General features: G+C 64.6%; 13 protein-coding genes. 4 read left to right on the top strand and 9 right to left on the bottom strand.

Annotation, left to right across the window (positions count from 1 at the left end; all coding sequences use genetic code 11):
* Positions 1-81: 81 nt before the first annotated feature.
* Together C8J33_RS15625 and C8J33_RS15620 are read right to left on the bottom strand one after the other, a co-directional pair.
* Positions 82-8,646, bottom strand: coding sequence for a GH36-type glycosyl hydrolase domain-containing protein (locus C8J33_RS15625; protein WP_132664853.1), 8,565 nt, complete (start codon positions 8,644-8,646; stop codon positions 82-84).
* 503 nt (positions 8,647-9,149) lie between these two features.
* On the bottom strand, positions 9,150-10,043 hold the full coding sequence (locus tag C8J33_RS15620; RefSeq protein ID WP_132664852.1) for a LysR family transcriptional regulator: 894 nt from the start codon (positions 10,041-10,043) through the stop codon (positions 9,150-9,152).
* A 126-nt stretch (positions 10,044-10,169) separates the two neighbouring features.
* Here C8J33_RS15620 and hglS point away from each other — a divergent pair, with 126 nt between their 5' ends.
* The 3 genes from hglS to C8J33_RS15605 are packed head-to-tail and all read left to right on the top strand — an operon-like array spanning position 10,170 to position 14,570.
* Positions 10,170-11,579, top strand: a complete 1,410-nt coding sequence (gene hglS / locus C8J33_RS15615; RefSeq protein WP_132664851.1) for a 2-oxoadipate dioxygenase/decarboxylase HglS — start codon at positions 10,170-10,172, stop codon at positions 11,577-11,579.
* Between the two features lie 14 nt (positions 11,580-11,593).
* A complete protein-coding gene (locus C8J33_RS15610; RefSeq protein WP_422038402.1) occupies positions 11,594-13,012 on the top strand; it encodes an FAD-binding oxidoreductase in 1,419 nt (472 codons plus the stop codon).
* A gap of 22 nt (positions 13,013-13,034) precedes the next feature.
* Positions 13,035-14,570: an aldehyde dehydrogenase family protein gene (locus C8J33_RS15605; RefSeq protein WP_132664850.1), complete on the top strand. Its 1,536-nt coding sequence runs from the start codon at positions 13,035-13,037 to the stop codon at positions 14,568-14,570.
* Positions 14,571-14,614: 44 nt separating this feature from the next.
* On the opposite strand, the gene phnN is transcribed toward C8J33_RS15605, so the two are convergent.
* The 6 genes from phnN to C8J33_RS15575 form a co-directional block, all read right to left on the bottom strand.
* The gene (phnN, locus tag C8J33_RS15600) at positions 14,615-15,205 is read right to left on the bottom strand and encodes a phosphonate metabolism protein/1,5-bisphosphokinase (PRPP-forming) PhnN (protein ID WP_132664849.1); all 591 of its coding nucleotides are present in this window, start codon (positions 15,203-15,205) and stop codon (positions 14,615-14,617) included.
* A complete protein-coding gene (locus C8J33_RS15595) occupies positions 15,202-16,344 on the bottom strand; it encodes an alpha-D-ribose 1-methylphosphonate 5-triphosphate diphosphatase (protein WP_132664848.1) in 1,143 nt (380 codons plus the stop codon). The genes phnN and C8J33_RS15595 overlap by 4 nt, the downstream gene beginning before the upstream one ends.
* The gene (locus tag C8J33_RS15590) at positions 16,345-17,052 is read right to left on the bottom strand and encodes a DUF1045 domain-containing protein (RefSeq protein WP_132664917.1); all 708 of its coding nucleotides are present in this window, start codon (positions 17,050-17,052) and stop codon (positions 16,345-16,347) included.
* Positions 17,053-17,432: 380 nt separating this feature from the next.
* Positions 17,433-17,927: a gluconokinase gene (locus C8J33_RS15585; RefSeq protein ID WP_132664916.1), complete on the bottom strand. Its 495-nt coding sequence runs from the start codon at positions 17,925-17,927 to the stop codon at positions 17,433-17,435.
* A 101-nt stretch (positions 17,928-18,028) separates the two neighbouring features.
* A complete protein-coding gene (gene fba / locus C8J33_RS15580) occupies positions 18,029-19,075 on the bottom strand; it encodes a class II fructose-bisphosphate aldolase (RefSeq protein ID WP_110801113.1) in 1,047 nt (348 codons plus the stop codon).
* Positions 19,076-19,241: 166 nt separating this feature from the next.
* Positions 19,242-20,192 (bottom strand): DMT family transporter, encoded by a 951-nt coding sequence (locus tag C8J33_RS15575; protein ID WP_422038400.1) that lies wholly within the window; start codon positions 20,190-20,192, stop codon positions 19,242-19,244.
* 424 nt (positions 20,193-20,616) lie between these two features.
* On the opposite strand from C8J33_RS15575, the gene C8J33_RS15570 reads away from it, so the two are divergent.
* Positions 20,617-21,714, top strand: coding sequence for a DUF475 domain-containing protein (locus C8J33_RS15570; RefSeq protein ID WP_110801112.1), 1,098 nt, complete (start codon positions 20,617-20,619; stop codon positions 21,712-21,714).
* Positions 21,715-21,965: 251 nt separating this feature from the next.
* Here C8J33_RS15570 and C8J33_RS27060 read toward each other — a convergent pair whose 3' ends face one another.
* Positions 21,966-22,127, bottom strand: coding sequence for a hypothetical protein (locus C8J33_RS27060; RefSeq protein WP_092931024.1), 162 nt, complete (start codon positions 22,125-22,127; stop codon positions 21,966-21,968).
* Positions 22,128-22,152: the final 25 nt, after the last annotated feature.

Here is a 22,152-nt window from a genome sequence, read left to right as displayed (position 1 = left end):
CAGCCCCTCAACCTCGCCGATATCGTTCAGGCTTCTTTGCAGACCGGCCCGGGTTCGACCGGGCCGGTCTGCCATTGGTGGCTAGAGCAAAACGCCATCATGCGCGTTTTTTGTGACAGTCGTATCAACCGTAACTTCAAACGCACCATTATCGCCGCCGCTTCTGGCCACGGCGATCTCGTGCACCTTGCCGTCGATGGTCAGCCGGGCCTTGAAGCCCTGCCACTCCGAGGGAAGGGCGGGATCGACGATCAGCCGCTCGCCCTCCTTGCGCAGGCCGAGGATCCCTTCCACGGCAACGCGGTAGAGCCAGGCGGCCGAGCCGGTGTACCAGGTCCAGCCACCACGGCCGGTGAGGTCTCCATGGCCGTAGACGTCGGCTGCCACGACATAGGGCTCGACCCGATAGACATTGGCGTCTTCGCGGTTCAGCGCGTGGGTCACCGGGTTCAGCATCTGGAAGGCCTTCCAGGCATCGTCGCCGCGCTTCAGGCGGGCGAGCGCCAGTACGACCCACGTTGCTGCATGGGTGTACTGCCCGCCGTTTTCACGGACGCCGGGCGGATAGGCCTTGATATAGCCCGGGTCCTGCTCGGTGCCGGAGAGCGGCGGGGTGAACAAGCGGATCAGGCGATGTTCGTCATCGGCAAGCTCTGCGAGCACCGCATCCATGGCCTGCGTGGCGCGGGCCGGATCGCCTTCGCCCGAGAGCACGCTCCAGGACTGGGCAATCGAGTCGATGCGGCATTCGTCTGACGTGGCCGAGCCGAGCGGCGTGCCGTCGTCATAGTAGCCGCGGCGATAGTGCGTGCCGTCCCAGCCTGCCGTCTCCAGCGCCTGCTTGAGGCTCTCAAGATGGGCGGTCCAGGCGGTGACGCGGGTGCTGTCGCCGCGCGCCTCTGCGATGCCCGTGAAGTCACGCAGGGTGGAGGCGAGGAACCAGCCGAGCCAGACGCTGGTGCCACGGCCTTCGATGCCGACGCGGTTCATGCCGTCGTTCCAGTCGCCGCCGAGGATCAGCGGCAGGCCGTTTTCGCCTGTCCGCTTGATGGCGAGGTCGAGAGCCCGGGCGCAATGCTCATAGAGGCTTGCGGTGGTTTCCGAGACCTTCGGCTGGAAGAAGCTGTCGTGCTGGCCTGGCTCGAGCGCCGCTCCCTCGATGAAGGGAATGGTCTCGTCCAGAATGTCCGTGGTGCCGGTCACCTCGCAATAATGCTGTGTGGCGTGGCCGAGCCAGACGACGTCGTCGGAGATCAGCGTGCGCACGCCGGCGCCGGACCCCGGCAGCCACCAATGCAGTACGTCGCCTTCCGCAAACTGCCGGGCAGCAGCATTGAGAATCTGGGTCCGTGCCAGTTCCGGCCGGTGCACGATGAAGGCGAGCGTATCCTGCAGTTGGTCGCGGAAGCCGAAGGCGCCGCTTGCCTGATAGAAAGCGGACCGGGCGAGAATCCGGCAGCCGAGGCTCTGATAGGGGAGCCAGCGGTTGACGAGGTTGTTGAACGCCTTGTCCGGGGTCTCGATTTCCAAGACGCCGGTGAAGGCTTCCCAGAAGGCGGTCGATGCTTCCAGAACGGCATCGAACGTTTCGGCCTTGGCGGCTTCCAGGTGTTCGAGCGCCTGCGCCCGGTTGTCGCTGTCGCCGATGTAGAAGACGAGATCGCGCGTTTCGCCCGGCTTCAGGGTGACGTCGAGCGAGAGCGCGGCGCACGCATCGCCGTCAATGTCGGAGCTGCCGGTGAGAACGGCACCATCGACCACAGCCTGCGGTGCAAGGATGCCACCGGTGCGGCCGAGGAACTCTCGGCGGCTTGCGGTGAAGCTTGCCGGGGTTTCGCTGACGGCGAGGTAGGCTGTCCGCCCCGCATAATCGATGCTGTACGGGTTGGTCGCCGACATCATTTCCGCGACCTCGTCATAATGGCTGACGACGAAGGGTGCGGTGCGGGCGCGGTTGTTGCCGAGTACCCATTCGACATAGCCGTAGAGACGGAGGCGACGGGCCTCGCCGGCGCCGTTCGTCAGGCGCAGGCGGGTGTATTTCACGGGCAGCGTGCGATGCACGGTCTGCGTGGCTTCCACCGTCAGACCGTCCTGAACGCTCGAGAAGGTGGAGACGCCGAGGCCATGGCGGGTTTCGAAGGTCACATCCTTGCGACGCGAGAGCGCGCCATAGGGGGTGACGACCGAGCCGCTTGTCATGTCCTTGATGAAGATCGCCTCTCCGGGGCGGTTGCCGACCGGATCGTTGGTCCAGGACGTGAGCTGGTAGTCGCGCGAATTTCGGCTCCAGGTGAAGGCGGAGCCTTCGGCCGAGACGTGGAAGCCGAAGATGTCGTTGGAGATGACGTTGATCCACGGATGCGGCGTCGCCTCGCCACCGCGCAGGCGCGTGACGTATTCGCGGCCATCCGCGGAGAAGCCGCCATAGCCGTTCCAGAAGTCGAGGCCATCGCCGGAAATCGTGGCGGGTGCGGCATCGGTTGCGGTCGGGGCTGCCAGCAGCGGCACGGAACCGGTGGCCGGCTTGTCCTTCTTGATGCTCGGTGTCGAATACAGCGCTTCGGCACGGGCCATCTGGTCGGAGATCTTGCCGTTGCGGGCATGGAAGACGGCGCGCGAGGCGGACAGCAGCGCTGCCCATGTCTCGGCTTCCATGATATCGCGGCGGACGGCAAAGACGTGCTGGCGCGCACCATCGGACTGGCCGCGCAGGCGCAGGTTTTCGCACATGCTGTCGATCGCGTGCTGCATATCCTGAGCGTAGGAGGCGGCGCGCTCGTTGATGATCACCAGATCGGCGGTGACGCCGCGGGCGCGCATATATTCCTGCGCGCGAAGGGCTTCGCGGGCGATGCCCATATCGACATCGTCGTTGATGCGGACGGTGAAGATCGGGAAATCGCCGGAGATTGCAAGCGGCCAGAGGGCCGACTGCGGACCGAGGCCGGCGCGCACCGTTGCCGTGTCCGCACGCAGCTGCATGTCGGGATAGACGAGGTAGCGGCCGAGGATCTGGAAGCTGGCGGCTTCCTGCGAGGTCACGCCGACATGGCGCATCTGCACCTGGCTGCGCGTCCACGCATGGATCATCTCATGGCTGAAGCTGTCCGGGTGGCGGTAGCGCTCGACGGCGCGATCGATATCCGCACGGTTGGGTGCCGCGATCGTCCAGAAGATGACGCTGACCTTCTTGCCGGCCGGTACGCGCACGGTGCGGCGCAACGCCATGACCGGATCGAGCGTGAAGCCCGATGTGCCGGAGAGGCTGACATCGCCGTCGAAAGCGCGGGCTTCCGCCAGCGTGCGGCCTTCGCCGATGAAGCGGCGGCGGTCGGTCTCGACCTCCGTCGGACGATCGGTGCCGGCATTGTCGACGATCAGGTGCGCGACCTGCATGTCGGGCTCGCTTGGCGTGCGCTTGTTGCGCATCACGCGGATGAGGTCGCCCTTGGCATCGATTTCCGTCTTCAGGAACATCTTGGCGAAGAGCGGATGGGCGTTGTCGGTATCGTCCGTCGTCAGCACCGGTTCGGCATAGGAGGTCACTTCGATGAAGCGGTCCTCGGAGCCGGTGTTGACGAGCGTCACGCGCCGGCCTTCGGCATCGTGTTCGGTTGCGACGATGACCTCGACTTCGCTGGTGAGATCGCCGACGATCTTGATGAACTCGGCCTTGTCGTCACCGAAGCGGGTCGTCGCCTTCTCGCCTTCCGCACGGCGCGGCTCGGCGGTGGCCGACCACCAGTCGCCGGTCGCGGTGTCGCGCAGGAAGATGAAGGTGCCGGTGCGATCCTCAACCGGATCCGGCTTCCAGCGCACGACGGTCTGGCCGTTCCAGCGCGAGTAACCGGAGCCGACGGCGGTCAGCATGATCGCGTAGTGGCCGTTCGACAGGAACACCGTCTCACGATCCTTTGCGAGCGGGTTCTTGACGACGCGGACTTCGGGACGGAGCAAGTCTTCCTGGCCCTTGCCGAGGGCTTCCGGCTCCCGCTTGGCGTTTATGATCGGGATATCGCGCGGCGCCTTTTCCTGCAGTAGGAGTTCGGCGGCCTCGATGACCGGATCGGCATGGAACCACTCGCGCAGGCGGCCATTGAAGACCACGTTGGCGACCGCGGCGATCGACATGCCATGGTGGTGCGCATAGTAGTTGCGCACGACCGCGCAGGTCTTGCCTTCGGGAACGCGGGTCGGCGTGAAGTCGACCGAGTCGTAGAAGCCGTACACGCCCAGCGCACCGAAGCCGCGCAGGCGATCGAGGTTGGCAAGAGCGGCTTTCGGATCGTACATGCTGGCGAGGATCGAGGCATAGGGCGCGATGACGGCGTTCTGGCCGAGACCGCGCTTCAGGCCGAGCGAAGGCACGCCGAAGTTGGTGTACTGGTAGGTCAATTCATGGTCACGGGCATTGAAGGCGGCTTCCGAGATGCCCCATGGCGTGCCGAGACGACGACCATGATTCATCTGCTCGCGCACGATCAGATTGTTCGTCTGGTTGAGAATGCCGCCCTGGCGCTCCTGCATGACGAGCGGAGGCATCAAATATTCGAACATCGAGCCGGACCAGGAGACCAGCGCGCCACGCGCGCCGATCGGCACGACGGGACGGCCGAGCTTATACCAGTGCTCTGTCGGCAGGTCGCCCTTGGCGATCGCAAACAGGCTGGTCAGGCGGCATTCCGAGGCGAGAAGGTCGTAGCAGGCTTCGTCGAGCTCGCCGCTGTTGACGCGGTAGCCGATCGAGAGCAGGCGGCGCTCCTTGCGGAAGAGGAACGTGAAGTCCATCGAGAACGCGATGTCGCGGCTGCGGTCGCGCAGCACGATGAGGCGCTGGCGCAGGGCGTCGATGGCGCCGAGGTCGAAGACGCTGTCGGCGATGTGCGCTTCGCAGGTCTGGACGAGCAGGCCCGACCACTTGACGACTTCGCCGCTGGCACCGCTTTTTACCTCGTGGTCGAGGTTCAGCGACAGCTTCTGAATATCGCGAGCGAGGACCGAGAGGTTGATGACGCGGATCGACGCGAATTCATGCTCGCGCTTGACCGCCTGCAGCGCGCTCTGGAAGCCGATCAGGCGTTCCTCGATGCGGCGGCGCAATGGGCGAACCGTTTTGCGGTCGTCGGGAAGGGCGGCCAGCATTTCGGCAAGGATCGACACCACGTCGCCGATGCCGTCGAGGCTGCCCTGCACATGCGCGGACGGCGCTTCCGCCCATTCGCGGCACATGGAGGAGACGGCGATGAGGTGACCGGCGAGGTTACCGCTGTCGACGGCCGAGACGTATTTCGGCTCCATCGTTTCCAGGCGGTTGGTCGTGTACCAGTTGAACAGGTGGCCGCGATATTTCGGCAGAGCATCCACGGTCGCGACGGTTTCCTCGAGACGGCGAATGGTTTCCTCGAAACCGATCCAGCCGAAGTCGCGGGCCGACATGACCGAGAGCAGATAGACGCCGATATTGGTCGGCGACGTCCGTTCCGCGAGGATCGGATGCGGGATTTCCTGAAAATTGTCCGGCGGCAGGAAGTGCTGCTCGGCGGTGACGAAATCCTCGTAGAAGCGCCAGGTGCGCCGTGCGATCTTGCGGAACTCGGCCTTTACCTCGTCGGAAACGTCGAGCTGATCCTCGGTTTCGGCCGACTGGCTGACGAGCCAGGCGATGGCCGGGGAGAGCGCCCAGAGAACGGCAAAGGGGATGCCGATGAAGGGCAGGCCGGTGGCCGAGACGGCGGCCAGTCCGAGCGATACCACGGCGATCACCGGGGCGATCCACATGGTGCGGTAGTAGTCGAGCACGGTGCCGGTGGCGCTGCTCTGGACCTGGGCGGCCGTACGCCATTCCAGCATCAGCTTGCCGCTGACGAAGGTACGGTAGACGGCCCGCACGATCGCATCCACCATCATGCCGGCGGAGTGGGCGATGAAGACGATGCGGAGTGCGACCTGCGCATTGGCGGCGCTGATCTCGGAGAGGACGGCGTGGAAATGGGCGCGGGCGACGATATCGTTGCGGCGCGGCATCAGGCCGGAGATGAGCGAGAGGGTGGGGGCGACGAAGAGCGAGAAGATCAGCACGACCTGCCAGATCAGCGCCTGCGTCGGCTCCATGTAGTACCAGCCGAGCACGGAGGCGATCAGCCACGCGACGGGGATCAGCGAACGGCGCAGATTGTCGTACATCTTCCAGCGGCCGAGCATGGAAAGGCCGTTGGACGGGCTGAAGATGTAGGGGAGGAGCTGCCAGTCGCCACGCGCCCAGCGATGCTGGCGTGAGGTCTCGACCTCGTAGCGGATCGGGAAATCCTCGACGAGTTCGACGTCGGTCACCAAGGCGCAGCGCGCGAACGATCCTTCGAGAAGGTCGTGGCTGAGAACCGCGTTCTCATCGATGCGGCCCTTGATCGCCGCTTCGAAGGCATCGACGTGATAGAGGCCCTTGCCGGTGAACGTGCCTTCCGAAACGATGTCCTGATAGACGTCAGAGACCGTGAAGACATAGGGGTCAATGCCGCGATTGGCCGAGAAGATGCGCTGGAAGGACGAGGCTTCGCTGCCGGTCGTCAGCGACGGCGTGACGCGCGGCTGCAGGATCGAATAGCCCGACAGGATCTTCTGGTTCTTGGCGTCGATGACGGGGCGATTGATGGGGTGGTACATCTTGCCGACGAGCTTGGTGACGGCATCGCGCATCAGGCGCGTGTCGCTGTCGAGCGTCATGACGTACTGGACGTTCTCGGGCACCTTGTCGGCGCCGGTAATAAAGGTGGTGTCACGGTCGCCGCGCAGGAGCAGATTCAGCTCGTGCAGCTTGCCGCGCTTTCGCTCCCAGCCCATCCACGCGCCTTCGCCCTCGTTGTAGAGGCGGCGGCGGTGCAGCAGGTAGAAGCGGGTGCGGCCATCATGGGCGTAACGCTTGGAAAGCGTAGCGATTTCGTCCTTGGCATATTCCAGGACATCGAGGTCGGCGGCGGTTTCCTCGGTCTGGCTGTCGGCCCAGTCGCTGACCAGTGCGAAATAGATCTCGCCCTTGGGATTTGCGAGGTAGTGGACCTCGATATTGCGGACGAGTTCATCGACGTGATCGCGCTTGGAGATCAGGCAGGGAACGACGACCAGCGTGCGGGCGTCCTCGGGAACGCCGGAGAGGAATTCGTATCCGACAAGCCGCGACGGGGTGAGGAAGAAGGTCACGACCGTGTTGAAGAGACCGGCAGCACCCTCTGAGGCGGGCAGGGCGAAGAGAAGCAGGATGATCAGCTTGGCGCCTGTCGGCATGTCCATGGGGCTGATGAAATCATAGACGAGCACGATGGCGAGGATCGTGAGGATGAGGTTGGGCAGAGCGATGGCGAGCCAGCCCATGCGGCGCGCCGTGCGCACCACCGACTGGACGGGCGTCGGGCGGTAGCCGATGGCCTCCTCGAAAGCGTCGGTCCGGTTGCCGACCAGGAAATCGCCGACATTGGTGGCATGGACCTGGATGTCGTCTTCGATCACAGGCTCGATGCCGGCCTCCACCGACGTCTCGTCGGCTGCCGGCCGGATCGGCACGATATTCTGCCCTTCGGCGGCCATGGCGATGGCGCGCTGGGTAACCTCCAGCTCGGTCAGGCCGGAGCGCTTGGCGAGCCGCTCGATCGTCGTGCGGTACTTGTTGCGGGAGCCGAAATCGAGCGCCATGTAATCGGAGTGCTCGCGCAGTTCCGCGTCGAGCTTGCTGACGCTTTCGAACCAGACGGCCCAGTCATTGTCGTCGATTTCGCGCAGCGAGCGTATGATGTTGCTCATCGTCGCATTGCCGGATGACAGGCGGTTCTGCTCGGCGACCAAGGCCTCCTCGACATCGCTGCCGCGCTTTTCCAGCTGTTCCTCGAGCCAGCCGATGACGACGCGGCCACTCTGGGAGCCGTCGCGCAGGCGGTAGAGAAGCTGGGCGACGAAGGAATTGTCGGCCGTCAGGCCTTCGTAATCCTTCAGGAGCGTCGCCGCCTTTTCCGGATCGCTCAGGCGGACGATCTGGTCGGCCACGTCGTTGGCCTTGTGGCGCATGGCGCGCGAGCGCTCGACGCGGATGGCGATGCGGCGCAGGTTTTCGATGAGGATGAAGCGCAGGATGGAGGGAAGGGCCCAGAGCTCGCCGATCTTGAAGGTGGCATGCTCATGGAAGCCCTCGACCATGGCGGTCAGGCTTTCACGCGAAACGGTGGAGTGCGTGTGGGCCGTGTAGAGCCAGGCCAGCGCCATGGTGCGCGGAATGGACGTACCGGCGACCGGAATCGTGGGCAGCTGGCGGTAGAACTTGCGGGGGAAGTCGCGCCGGACCTCCTGGATCGCTTCTTCCACGACATAGTGGTTGTCAAGCAGCCACTCCGCCGCCGGCGTGATGGTGGCGCCGGCTTCCACGTCGGCGGCCGTGATCTTGTAGACCCGGAAGATCTCGCCTTCGTTCTCGCGGTGACGCTGTTGGAACTCGAACGGGAGGAAGCTCGGCAGGGTCGTCGCACCGTCTCGTGCCAGTGCGGCACCTGCGGCCCGAAGTTCCTCGTTCGTGAAATAGGTCGAACGGATAGAGTCGTTGGTGTCGAGGAGGGCGGGCTGGGCTCCGCGCGGCGAGGTCGTGTTTGTTTCTTGCAGGGCCATGGAGCGGGTTCTGGATCCAACCGTTGAGTTAAGAGGTAAGGCGACTGCACGAGGCGCAGTCGGTCGGCGTGAGGCGTGGCCTCTCAATCGGGCGCTTTCACGGCGCCGGCATCGTTTGCAGTGGACCGCGACCGGGAAAACCCGGCTTCGGGACCCCGCCGGCATCGCGGCAGCCGATCCGTGAGAGGGTGCGGAAAAGCGCCCTCTCGATCGCCGACAGGCGCGATTGCCGATCGGATGTGAGGTATCTGAAATAAAGGCTTTGTTTTCTAGCGGGATGCCGGTGCGCTTGCAAGGCAAAGCGCAGCGTCGGCGCAGCCGGCCACAGGGCGTGGAGCGCGGGAGGACAGATCGTCGTCACAGGTCTTTTCGGATGACATTCGATGGCCGCCACCTCCCGGGCTTAAAGCGAAAGCATGGCATTTCTCTCCCCATGGAAACGCAGCGTGCGGCCTTTTGTTCCGTAAGTTGTGTCTTGAACGTGAAGGTCTCAAGCTCTGTCGTCATGTCACCTGACCCATGATCCAGTCCCGGAAGGCAAGGCCTGCCCGGTTCTCCATCTTGCCCTCGGGCACGACGAGGTAATAGCTGTTTTCGGTCTTCATCGGCCGGTCGAACACCACGACGAGGCGGCGGATTTCAAGCTCGTGCTCTATGAGGTAGCGCGGCAGGAGCGCAAAGCCGAGGCCGGCGATTGCCGCCTCGATCACCATGGCGAACTGGTCGAACCGGCTGCCGCGATAGGCGCTGCCGGCCGTCGTGCCGTTTGCCTCGAACCATTCCGCCCACATTTTCGGCCGGGTTGCGAGGTGCAGCAGCGGCGCGCCGTCGAGGTCGGCTGGTTCGGGGGCAGGGTGGCGCGCCAGAAGGGCTGCACTGGCCACGGGCACGATGACCTCGCTGCAGAGATAGTCGCAGATCGCATGCGCCCAGACAGGCTGGCCGTAGTGGATCGCCACGTCGAAATTCTCCTCGCCGAAATCGAACGGCTGCGACCGGGCGGCGATGTTGAGGATGGTGTCGGGGTGAAGGCGGAGAAAATCGGACAGGCGCGGCGTCAGCCACCGGCTGCCGAAGGTCGGCAGCGTCGCGATCGACAGCGCATTGTCGGAGCGGGCCGCGCCCATGGCCCGCACCATCAGCTCCTCTGACTGGCGCAGCAGGCGGCGCACGTCGGGCAGGAACTTCTGCCCCGCATCCGACAGGATGACGCGCTGGCGGATGCGTTCGAAGAGGAGCACGCCGAGCTGGCCTTCAAGGTCCTTGATCTGGCGGCTGACGGCGCTCTGGGTGAGGCTTAATTCCGCTGCGGCCTGCGTGAAGCTGCCATGGCGCGCGGCGCATTCGAACGCCTGCAGCGTGGCGATGTCGGGCACCAGTCTTCGGCTCAACTTCATTCCGCCCCCGCATGATCATAGTCAAAACCGTCGCAATCAAAGCGCATTTCGGGGTAGTATCATACGAAACCAGAATGATCAGCGCGCCACATCCTATCGTGACGCCATATCGCGAGGCAAGCCGCCATGACCGAGAAGACCTTCGTTCAGAACGACGCTATCCGTTCCGCCTTTTCCGCCGCCATGTCGGCCATGTACCGGGCGGAAGTGCCGGCCTATGGCACGCTGATGGATCTGGTTGCCGAGGTGAATGCGCATGTGCTCGCCGCAGAGCCCGCCCTTGCCGAGCGGTTGACGGAGATCGATGCGCTGGAGCGGATTTCGCAGGAGCGGCATGGCGCCATCCGGCTTGGCACGCCTGCGGAATTGTCGGTGATGCGCCGCGTCTTTGCGGTCATGGGCATGTTTCCGGTCGGCTATTACGACCTCAGCACGGCGGGCGTTCCCGTCCATTCCACGGCGTTTCGTCCGGTCGGTGCGGCAGCCCTCAGCCGCAACCCCTTCCGCGTCTTCACCTCGCTGCTGCGTCTCGACCTGATCGACGATGCGGACCTGCGGGCGGAAGCCGAACGCGTGCTTTCGACGCGCGCGATCTTCACGCCTGGTGCCGTCGCGCTTACCGAGAAGGCGGAGGCCGAGGGTGGGCTGAATGCCGAGGACGCCGCTGCCTTTGTCGAGGCGGTGCTGGAGACATTCCGCTGGCACGACAAGGCCATCGTGGATGCGGGCCTCTACAAGCGGCTGCACGATGCGCATCGCCTGATGGCCGACGTCGTTTCCTTCAAGGGACCGCACATCAACCACCTGACGCCGCGCACCCTCGATATCGACGCAGTGCAGGCCCGCATGCCGGAAAAAGGCATTGCGCCGAAGGCCGTCATCGAAGGTCCTCCGACGCGGGCCTGCCCCATCCTTTTGCGACAGACCTCGTTCAAGGCGCTGGACGAGCCGGTGTCGTTCAAGGACGAGACCGGCGCCTGGGTGGCGGGTTCGCACACGGCCCGCTTCGGCGAGATCGAGCAACGCGGTATTGCCCTGACGCCGAAGGGGCGGGCGCTTTACGATGCCTTGCTCGACAAGTCGCGCAAACATGTCCGCCCGGCCGCCGACGGTTCCAATGCCTCGGCCTACGAGCAGGCGCTGGCGGATGCCTTCGAGGCGTTTCCGGACAGCTGGGACGGTATTCGCGTGCAGGGGCTTGGCTATTTCACCTACAGCCTGACGGATGCCGGCCGCGGTGCCGAGATGTCGGGCGACCTTGAGACGCTGTTGCGTGACGGGCTCGTGCGGTTCGACCCGATCGTCTACGAGGATTTCCTTCCCGTCAGTGCTGCCGGCATTTTCCAGTCGAATCTTGGCGATGCCGCTGCGCAGGATTTCTCCGCAAGCCCCAGCCAGCAGCAGTTCGAGGCCGATCTCGGACAGGCCGTGCTGAACGAATTCGACCATTATGCGGCGATCGAAGCGGCCTCGATCGCGGCCTGCATGTCCGGCACGTCGGGACAGGCGACATCGCGCGCAGAGGCGGCCGAGTGACCGTTCGCGTTGCCATCGCAGACGAGCATGCGCGGGCGCTGACGGCGCTGGTGGGCGAACGCGGCTTCGTGTCCGACGCCGGCGACATGGCGGGCTATGAGACCGGCGCGCGCTATGATGCCGGCCGGGCGCTGGCCGTGGTGCGGCCGCAGACCACGCAGGAGGTGTCCGCTGTCCTTTCCTACTGCGTGCGTCACGGCCTTGCCGTCGTACCGCAGTCGGGCAATACGGGCCTCGTCTCCGGCTCGACGCCCGATGCGGCGGGCGGGCAGGTGGTGCTCAGCCTCGACCGGATGACCGGGCATTTCGCGCTCGATGCCGACAATCGCTCCTTGGAGGCCGATGCGGGCTTGCTGCTGTCGGACGTCAACCGGCGGCTGGAGGCGTCCGGCCTGTTCTTTCCGATCGATCTCGGGGCCGATCCGCGGCTCGGCGGCATGATCGCCACCAACACCGGCGGCTCCCGTTTCCTGAAATATGGCGATGTCAGGCGCAACGTGCTGGGGCTGACGGTGGTGCTGGCCGATGCCGAGGGGACGATCCTCGAATTCGGGCAGGCGCTACGCAAGAACAATACAGGCGTGGACTGGAAGCAGCTGTTCATCGGCACCTCCGGCGCGTTCGGCGTCGTCACACGCTGCGTGCTCAACCTGGAGCGCCTGCCGCTGCAGACGGCTACGGCCTATCTGGTTCCGGCAGGGCCCGAGGCGGTGATGCCGCTGCTGCGGCTGATGGAAGAACGGCTCGGCACCACGCTGTCGGCCTTCGAGGGCATGTCGCGCAATGCCATTGCGGCGGCCCTTGACCATGTGCCGTCGCTTCGCAACCCGTTCCAGAACGGCGAGATCCCGGACTATGTGATCCTCGCCGAGGTCAGCCGGACGTGGCAGGCGCGTGAGAGCGAGGAGCCGCTCGGCGACATGCTCGAATCCGTGCTGGCCGAAATCTTCGAGACAGAGGCTGCGCCGCTGGCCGATGCCTTCATCGGCCCGGCGCACGAGATGTGGGCGCTCCGGCATGCCCTTTCGGAGGGCGTCAAGCAGTCCGGCCGTCTCATCGCCTTCGACGTCGCGTTTCGTCGCGGCGACATCATGGCGTTCTGCGAGCGGATGAAGCGCGACATGCCGGAGCGCTTTCCGCAGGGGCGGATCTGCGATTTCGGTCATATCGGCGATGGCGGCGTCCATCTCAACATTGTCTTTCCGCGCGACGCGGAGGGGCTTGCCGACGGTTCGCTGGAAACGGCGCTGCGCGACTGGGTCTACGCCGTGACAGTTGAAGACTTCGCCGGCAGCTTCAGTGCCGAGCACGCCATCGGCCGCAAGAACCAACATTATTACGATCTTTATACGCCGCAGAAGATCAAGGACATGGCCTGCGGCCTTCTCACCCTCACCTCGCCCGGCGGTCTCGGCACCGTCCGCTTCGGCTGATCCCCTTTCAGGAGTTGAACCCATGAACATCGCTCACAAGCCGCTCGACGTCGTCGCAGAGACGGGCCGCCTTCTCGGCCTTCTCGGCGTCGATCCGTCCCTTTACACCGGTGGCGACATGGCGTCCTTCTCGCCGGTCACCGGCCAGGAAATCGCGCGCCTCAAGACCATTTCGGCCGACGAGACCGCTGCCCGCATCGAAGCCGCGCATGAGGCCTTCAAGGCCTGGCGCCTGATCCCCGCGCCGCGTCGTGGCGAACTGGTCCGCCTGCTCGGCGAGGAACTGCGGGCGCACAAGGCCGATCTCGGCCGCCTCGTTTCGCTGGAAGCCGGCAAGATCCCGTCCGAAGGTCTCGGCGAAGTGCAGGAGATGATCGACATCTGCGATTTCGCGGTCGGCCTTTCCCGCCAGCTCTACGGTCTGACAATCGCGACCGAGCGCCCCGGCCACCGGATGATGGAAACCTGGCACCCGCTCGGCGTCATCGGCGTCATCTCGGCCTTCAACTTCCCGGTCGCCGTCTGGGCGTGGAACGCAGCGCTTGCCTTCGTCTGCGGCAATGCCGTGGTCTGGAAACCTTCGGAAAAGACGCCGCTGACGGCGCTCGCCTGCCAGGCCGTTCTCGAAAATGCCATCAAGCGCTTCGGCGATGACGCACCGTCCGGTCTCTCCTCCGTGCTGATCGGAGACCGCACGATCGGCGAAGTTCTGGTCGATCATCCCAGGGTGCCGCTCGTTTCGGCAACGGGCTCCACCCGCATGGGCCGCGATGTCGGCCCGCGGCTTGCCAAGCGTTTCGCGCGCGGCATTCTGGAGCTCGGCGGCAACAATGGCGGCATCGTCTGCCCGTCTGCGGATCTCGACATGGCGCTGCGCGCAATCGCCTTCGGCGCCATGGGCACGGCCGGGCAGCGCTGCACGACGCTGCGGCGTCTGTTCGTCCATGATAGCGTCTATGACGCCCTGCTGCCGCGTCTGAAGAAGGCGTATGGCAGCGTGTCCGTCGGCAACCCGCTCGAAAGCACCGCTCTCGTCGGCCCGCTGGTCGATCGCCCGGCCTATGAGGGCATGCAGAAAGCACTCGAGGAGGCCAAGGCGCATGGCGGCAGCGTGACGGGTGGCGAGCGCGTCGATCTCGGCCATACCGACGCCTATTACGTCAAGCCCGCGCTGGTCGAAATGCCGGAGCAGGCGGGCCCGGTGCTGGAGGAAACCTTCGCGCCGATCCTCTACGTCATGAAATATAGCGACTTCGACACGGCGATTGCGGCCCACAATGCCGTGGCCGCTGGCCTCTCCTCGTCGATCTTCACCCGCGACCTACAGGAATCCGAGCGGTTTCTGTCGGCCGACGGTTCGGATTGCGGCATCGCCAACGTCAATATCGGCACGTCCGGTGCCGAGATCGGGGGTGCGTTCGGTGGCGAGAAGGAAACCGGCGGCGGTCGCGAATCCGGTTCGGATGCCTGGAAAGGCTATATGCGCCGGGCGACCAACACGGTGAACTATTCCAAGGCGCTGCCGCTGGCGCAGGGCGTCTCGTTCGATATCGAATGAGGAACAAGGAATGAGGGCGCGTTATCCGCCCTCATTCGCCTAAACTAACTGGCTTCGGCTTTCGCCAGCGACAGCACGAAGGCTGCGAAGCGCTCGCCGGCCTCTTCCAGCGGGCCGCTATTGTCGATGGTGGTCAGGTGCGGATCTCCATCGATATCCGGCACCTGGCGGGCGAGACGCCGGCGGATCTCGGCTTCGCTTTCCCGGGCGCGAGCGATCAGCCGGGCCGCGATGACCTCGGGCGACGCTACGATATTGACGACTGCCACGCGCGGAAACGCGTCCCGAAAACTGTCGAGCACGGCGCGGCTGCCATTGGCAACCAGCGTGCGCCCTTCCTCGAGCTTGGCGTAGCACGCGATGGGGATGCCGTAATGAAGGCCGTGGGCCTCCCAATGCACGGCGAATGCGCCCTTTTCGGCACGGGCGCTGAAATCCTCAGGCGATATCGCTTCGTGATCCTCTCCGCCGGCATCCTGTGCGCGCGTGATCACGCGACGGACGAGCTCGACCTCGGCCGATCGGGCCTTCAGCCGGGCCATGGCATAGTCGATGACGCTGTCCTTGCCGGCGCCGCTGGGGCCGACGACGACGATCATGGCACCGGTGCCGCCCGTCGGGTGATCCGGGGTCATGCGACACGCCGCCCGTTGCGCCAGACGGAGCGGACGATCGGCACGCCGCTCGGCCGCTCGACGCGCACGAGGTCGGCACGGCGGCCGACCGCAATCCGTCCTCGGTCGTCGAGACCGACCGTGCGGGCCGGATTGTCGCTGACGAGCGCGATCGCTCTTTCCAGGCCGAAGCCCTCGATCGCATCGGCGAGCAGGAAGGGGGCGTGGATAAGGCTGAAGGGCACGTAGTCGGAAGAGAGCACGTCGAGCACGCCGCGCTCGGCGAGATCGCGGGCTGCGATGTTGCCGGAGTGCGAGCCGCCGCGCACGACGTTCGGGGCGCCCATCAGAACGCTGAGACCAGCCTTGTGGGAGAGATCGGCGGCTTCAAGGCTGGTCGGGAATTCCGCCAGCTTGACGCCGAGGTCGATCGATTCCGTCACGTGAGCCGCCGTCGCATCGTCATGGCTGGCGATCGGGATGCCGCGGGCAGCGCAGATGTCGGAGAGCGCGATCCGATGGCGGGCGGAATTGCGTTCCGACAGCGCGAGTTGCTTCTCGACATAGATCGCGAAGGCCTCGTCCGAGAGGCCGCGCTTGATCTTGTAGTAGAGAATGTACTGATCCATCGTCTGGAACTGGCGCTGGCCCGGCGCGTGGTCCATGAGCGAGACGAGGCCGACTTTCGGATCGTCGCGGAAGGCGTCGAACTGGTCGAGCACGTTGTCGGTCGAGACCTCGCAGCGCAGATGAATGCGGTGGTCGGCACGCAGGCGGTTCTCCCGCTCGGCCTCGGCCAGCGCATCGGCCATGGCGCGCATTTCGCCCGTGGCAAAGCCGTCGTCGCCCTCCGCAGAGCCCATGCGCAGACAATCGAAGACCGTGGTGATGCCGGAGGTGACGATCTGCGCGTCATGCGCCTGAATCGCCGCCATCTTCATCCAGCGCAGGCCGGGGCGTGGGGAATAATGCGTTTCCAGATGGTCGGTGTGCAGCTCCACGAGGCCCGGAATGAGGTAATCGCCCTCGAAGTCCTCGCCGCTGTGAAGCGCGCCGGTCGAGATATCGGCAATCTCTCCGTCGCGTACGAGGACGGAGCCTTTTACGATTTCATCCGGCAGGACAATGCTGGCATTGGTGAAGATCTGCTCAAGGGCCATTCATCTGTCTCCTTCGGTCGCGGCATCGCCCAATGGCATCAGCGAGTGGACGGTAAAGGGGCTGCCGCGCTTCGGCTCGATGAAGAGCGCGAGTGCGGTCACGGGCAGTGGCTTTTCCAGGAAGCCGGCGAACGCCTCTTCGAGCGCTGCCCGCACGGCCGGGCGCCGCTCCTCGGGAACCGTGCCGGTCAGCGTCATGTGAAAGCGGAATTCGTCGAAAACATAGGGGTAACCCCAGTTTTCCAGGTTCTCTCGCTGTGCCGTGGGCAGCATTTCCGGATTTCGCCGGGCAATGTCTTCCGCCGACAGGGCCGCACGAAAGGGCTCGAACCGGCGCACGGTCTCGGCGGCAAAGCGTGAGAGCGCATCCGAGGGGGCGCCGGGAACGAGCGCGAAGAAGGGGCCAAGCTGGCCGAGCGTGAGGGACGGGATCTCGAAGGGTTCGCTTTCGGCGGAGAATTCGTCGAGAGCTGCCAGCAGCTCGGTTTCCGTGCGGTCGGGCGCAAGCTCGAAGGGTGCCTTCAGCGTGGCGTGGAAGCCGTAGCGCCGGGGCTCGGCCGTCAGCGTGCCCAGCTCTTCCGTCGTAAAACCGGGAACCTCAGGTGTCGGCACCCGGCCATCGAGAAAGGCGTCCCGCGACAGCCAGGCCGCGGCGGCCAGCGTCAGGGCATCGTCTTTCGGTGGGGTGAAATAAAGGGCGTAGCGCATCGCATCCTCGATCATGGCCTGCTTCCGGTCTTTGCGCATTCGGCAAAGCCTTGGCGGTCGTTCCTGTTCCACATCGTCCGAGCACCGGGAGACGCGTGTCGAAGCGGATGTGGTCTTTGCCGTCGTTTGCGGCACGCGTGTCATTCTCATGTGACGACGTCATGACATCGCCTGTGGTTGCCGCCTCACATGTCTTTCGGCTGCATTTCCCGTTCCTGTGAGCGGCGGAGAATCACAGGTGCCGCCTTACCGAATGTCCTTAAAGCGCTTTTGCCGCCGGAGTCACGGGGTGCGTGCGCTTCAGGACAGGCCGGGTTGGGCTGCGTCAAAAATGACGCAGATCAGGTGCCGGAGACGAAGGAGATCCCGCAAGAAGGCTCTCACGCGGTCCGCAGATCGGCGAGGCCTTCCAGGGCGGCGGCAATGACAGCGTCGAGCGGCCGGTCGATGTCGACGGTGACGACGAGGTCTTCGCCCGTCGGGGCCTCCAGCGTCCTGAACTGGCTGTCGAGCAGCGAGGTGGGCATGAAATGGCCGGTGCGATGGCCCATGCGGGATTCGAGGACGGCCCGGGTGCCCGTGAGGTAGACGAAGGCGAGCCTGCCGCCCGCCGCTTTGCGCAGATGGTCGCGATAGACCCTCTTCAGCGCAGAGCAGGACACCACGACCGCGTGACCTGCGTCGGATCCCTGATGCAGGGCCTGGCCAACGGTGTCGAGCCACGGCCAGCGGTCCTCGTCGGTCAGCGGCGTGCCCGCCGACATCTTGGCGATGTTTTCGGGCGGGTGCAGGGCGTCGCCCTCGATGAAGTCGGTCGCAAAAGCCCCGGCGATGGCCTCGCCGACGGAGCTTTTGCCGCAGCCACTGACGCCCATGACCACGACGGGTACGGGCAGGTGAACGACCGTCCCCTCCTGCGGGGCGGTGCGGGGGGCGGAAGGCCCCCCGTTTATGCTATCGATGTCCGGCACGTGGATCAGGCCATCTTCGCGTAGGTGGCGGCCATATCGGCCATGCGCTTGATGCGGATCGACGATGCCTTGCCGGCGGTTCGGAAGGCCTCGAAACGCTCCAGGCAGACATCGGTCATCAGGGCCGTCGCGGGCTTCAGGTAGCTGCGCGGATCGAAATTCTCCGGCTTCTCCTTGAAGCACTTGCGGATCGTCCCGGTCATCGCCAAACGCAGGTCGGTATCGATATTGACCTTGCGCACGCCGAAGGGAATGCCGCGCTGGATTTCCGATACGGGCACGCCCCAGGTCTGGGTCATCTCGCCGCCATAGGCGGTGAAGAGGTCCTGCAGGTCCTGCGGCACCGTGGAGGAGCCGTGCATGACGAGGTGGGTGTTGGGCAGGGCCTTGTGGATTCTTTCGATGGTATCGATCGACAGGATGTCGCCGTCCGGCGCGCGGGTGAACTTGTAGGCGCCATGGCTGGTACCGATGGCGACGGCCAGCGCATCGACGCCGGTCTTGCTCACGAAGTCGAGCGCCTGTTCCGGGTCGGTCAGCAGTTCCTCGCGCGTCAGCCTGCCTTCGAAGCCGTGCCCGTCTTCCTTCTCGCCGGCGCCGGTTTCCAGATTGCCAAGGCAGCCGAGTTCGCCTTCGACCGAGACACCGGCCGCATGCGCGATCTTCACGACTTCGGCTGTGACGGCGACGTTGTATTCATAGCTTGCCACCGTCTTGCCGTCGGCCAGCAGAGAGCCGTCCATCATGACGGAGGTGAAGCCGTTGGTGATGGCGGAGATACAGGTGGAGGGCTGGTCGCCGTGATCGAGATGAAGGCAGATCGGAATGTGCGGATATTCCTCGGCCGCGCCGAGGATCAGGTGCCGCAGGAAGCCATCGCCGGCATAGGCCCGCGCACCGCGGCTGGCCTGGAGGATGACGGGGCTGTCGGTCTTGTCCGCCGCGCGCATGACCGCCTGGACATATTCCAGATTGTTCACGTTGAAGGCCGGTACCGCATAGTCGTTTTCGGCCGCATGATCCAGCAATTGCCGAAGGCTGATCAGTCCCATTCACTCTCTCCCATTGTGCCGTCCGCTCTGGTTGCGGCTGCTCTTTTCCCGTGCTCCGGACGGGCTTCCCAAGGGACGTCGTGGTGCCCTCGGAGCGACGACCGCCGGATCTCTATCTGGTTGACCAGCATAAGGATCGCAACTGTTTTGGCAACGGAGAAGGCCGCTATTCGTCGGCCTGCCGAAATTTCTTTAGCGTCTGCTCACGGAAAAAGATGAAGAGACCTGAGGCAACGATGAGGGCGGCGCCGATGATGACGGTCGGGCGTGGCGTATCTCCGAAGAAGATCCAGCCGAAGACCACCGCCCAGAAAAGCAGCGTGTATTGCAGAGGAACGACGGTCGCGGCATCCGCAAGCTTCAGAGAGCGGCTGACGAGCACGTGGGCGAGCATGGCGACCACGCCGAGAAGGGCCGGAAGCAGGATCGTCGCGGGATCGAGCGGCTTCCAGCTGCCGGGGACGACGGCGACGCCGATGAGCGAGAAGACCAGCGAGCCGACGAACTGCCAGACAACCAGCGTCGTATCCGGCGTGGTGCGCAGCGTGCGGCCGAGCATGATGGCAAAGGCAAAGCAGGCACTGCCGAAGAGCGCGACCAATGCGGGCATCGACAGGCTTTCGCGCGAGGGATCGAGCGCGATGATCACGCCGGCAAAGCCGATGAGGATCGCGGTCCAGCGTCGCCATCCGACCTTTTCGCCAAGCAGGAAGGGCGACAGCGCCGCGACATAGATGGGGGCCGCAAGCCAGTAGATCATCGCATCGGCCAGCGGCATGTAGCCGACGGCGAAGTAGAAGGCGGTCGCGTCGATGGCAAACAGCAGCGCGCGCAGGGCCTGCAGCCCGGGACGCTCGACCCGAACCACCGTCATGATGCCGCGGCGGAGAACGAGCGGCAGCAGCACGAGAAGCGCGGCAACGCTGCGGATCGCCATCAGTTGCAGAACCGGATAGGTCTCGACCAGCCATTTCCCCATCGTGTCGTTCAGCGAGAACATCAGCATGCCCAAGAGCATGAAGACGATGCCCAGGCTGGCTGAACCGTGTTGAATGGCGGAGGATTTCGGAGGCACGGTTGAGGGCATGGTGGGCTGCTCGGCGTGATCGGGGCGCATGATCGGGGATGGGGCCGATGCGCGTTCGATCAGGCGCGGCAAGAGGCTCTGCCTGTTGCCATAAAAGGCCTGCCCGATCCAGTGCCGGTTGACGATGGCTTCATGACAAAAGGAAATGAGTTTCCCCGTTGCACGGGTGGCATCTTGACGGGGGATCAGGGATGGCTAGATAGTTCAGCAATCCCGCGCATACGACATCGACACTCGCGCGGGACGAATTTGGTGCCGGGCCCCTCTGGCGAGAGTTTTAACGGCGCTCTCGCGATGTCGGTACCGCCAGCACACCGAGCCGGCGGATGTAAATTCCCATGACAAAGAACGTCTCTACGACGATGCATGCCCGTGCAGGCATGGCATCGCTTTTTGCTACCCCCGATCCGATCAGCACCGGCGCGAACGTCGCGGCCGGCGGGAGGGCGGGCGCATGAACCCCTCCACCCAGACATCGACACTCAGCTATTTCACCTGGGCCTTCATCGTCACCGGCCTCGGTCTCGCGCTCGGCGCCTGGCTTGGCTGGAACGAGACCGGCACGATCGGCGGCATGGCCACCGTCTTCTTCATCTGCACGGTGCTCGCCGTGCTCGAAATTTCGCTTTCCTTCGACAATGCCATCGTTAATGCCAACAAGCTCAAGGACATGACGCCGATCTGGCAGCAGCGGTTCCTGACCTGGGGCATTCTCATCGCCGTCTTCGGCATGCGGATCGTCTTCCCGCTGCTGATCGTGGTCATCGCGGCCGGCATCGGTCCGATCGACGCCATCATCCTCGCCGCCGCACGGCCGGACGAGTATGCGCGCATCATGAACGACGCCCACCTGCCGATCGCAGCCTTCGGCGGCACCTTCCTGATGATGGTCGGCCTCTCCTACTTCTTCGACCATGACAAGAAGATCCACTGGATCTCCTTCATCGAGAAGCGGTTGTCGGCGGCGGCCAGCATCAAGGGCGTCGAAATCGCTTTCGTCCTCGTCCTGATCCTCGCCTTCTCCGCGCTGATCCCGGACGATGCGGCAACGCCGGATATCGAGAGCACGACCTTCGTCTTCTCGGCCATCTACGGCCTCGTCACCTTCCTCGTGGTCGAGGTCATCGGCGGTTTGCTCGACGCGTCGCAGAAGACGATGAGCGAAGCGGCGAAGGGCGGCCTCGGTGCGTTCATCTATCTCGAAGTGCTCGATGCCAGCTTCTCGTTCGACGGCGTCATCGGCGCCTTCGCCCTGACGCAGAACCTGTTCGTCATCGCCATCGGCCTCGGCATCGGCGCCATGTATGTGCGCTCCATGACTATCATGCTGGTGGAGAAGGGAACGCTCGCGGAATATCGCTATCTGGAGCACGGCGCGTTCTACGCGATCCTGATCCTCTCGGTGATCATGTACGTCCAGACGCTGGTGCATATCCCCGAAGTCATCACCGGTCTCGGTGGCGCGACGCTGATTGGCATCGCCCTCTGGTCGTCCATTCGGTACAACAAGAAGCATCACCCGGTCGGGGCCGACGCTGTCGCCCCGCATTGATATCGAGGCTGGCGGCGAAGGTTGCCGTCCATCTCCTCGCAGACAGACCCGCGGTTCGAAAGGACCGCGGGTTTTTTTATCGACTGTCATGGAGACGGTGGGTGTGACGGGAAGGGACGTCTCGTCTACGCGCTATCCCCCAAAAGCAAAGCCCGCTGGTCCATCATGGACCTGCGGGCTTTTTGCGGCCCGGGATGAATGATCCCAGGCGAAATCTTTTACTGCGACAGTCTGTACGCAGCGTCGTCGTATCAGCCGCGGCGATAGGGAGCCGGGAAGCTGGTCGGGTCGATGCCGAGGGTGTTGAGGTCGCGGGCCTGCGGGCGACGGCCGCCTTCGATGGCTGCTGCTGCTGCGGATGCGGCGCCGATAACGGCAAAGGCACGGCCGAAAATGTTACGCTTGCTGGTCATTGTCTTCGTCTCCTGCTCTTCTTCT

Origin of the sequence: Rhizobium sp. PP-CC-3G-465 (assembly GCF_004343445.1) — a bacterium.
Classification (GTDB): Bacteria; Pseudomonadota; Alphaproteobacteria; order Rhizobiales; family Rhizobiaceae; genus Ferranicluibacter; species Ferranicluibacter rubi.
This window is presented reverse-complemented; position numbering and strand designations above follow the sequence as displayed.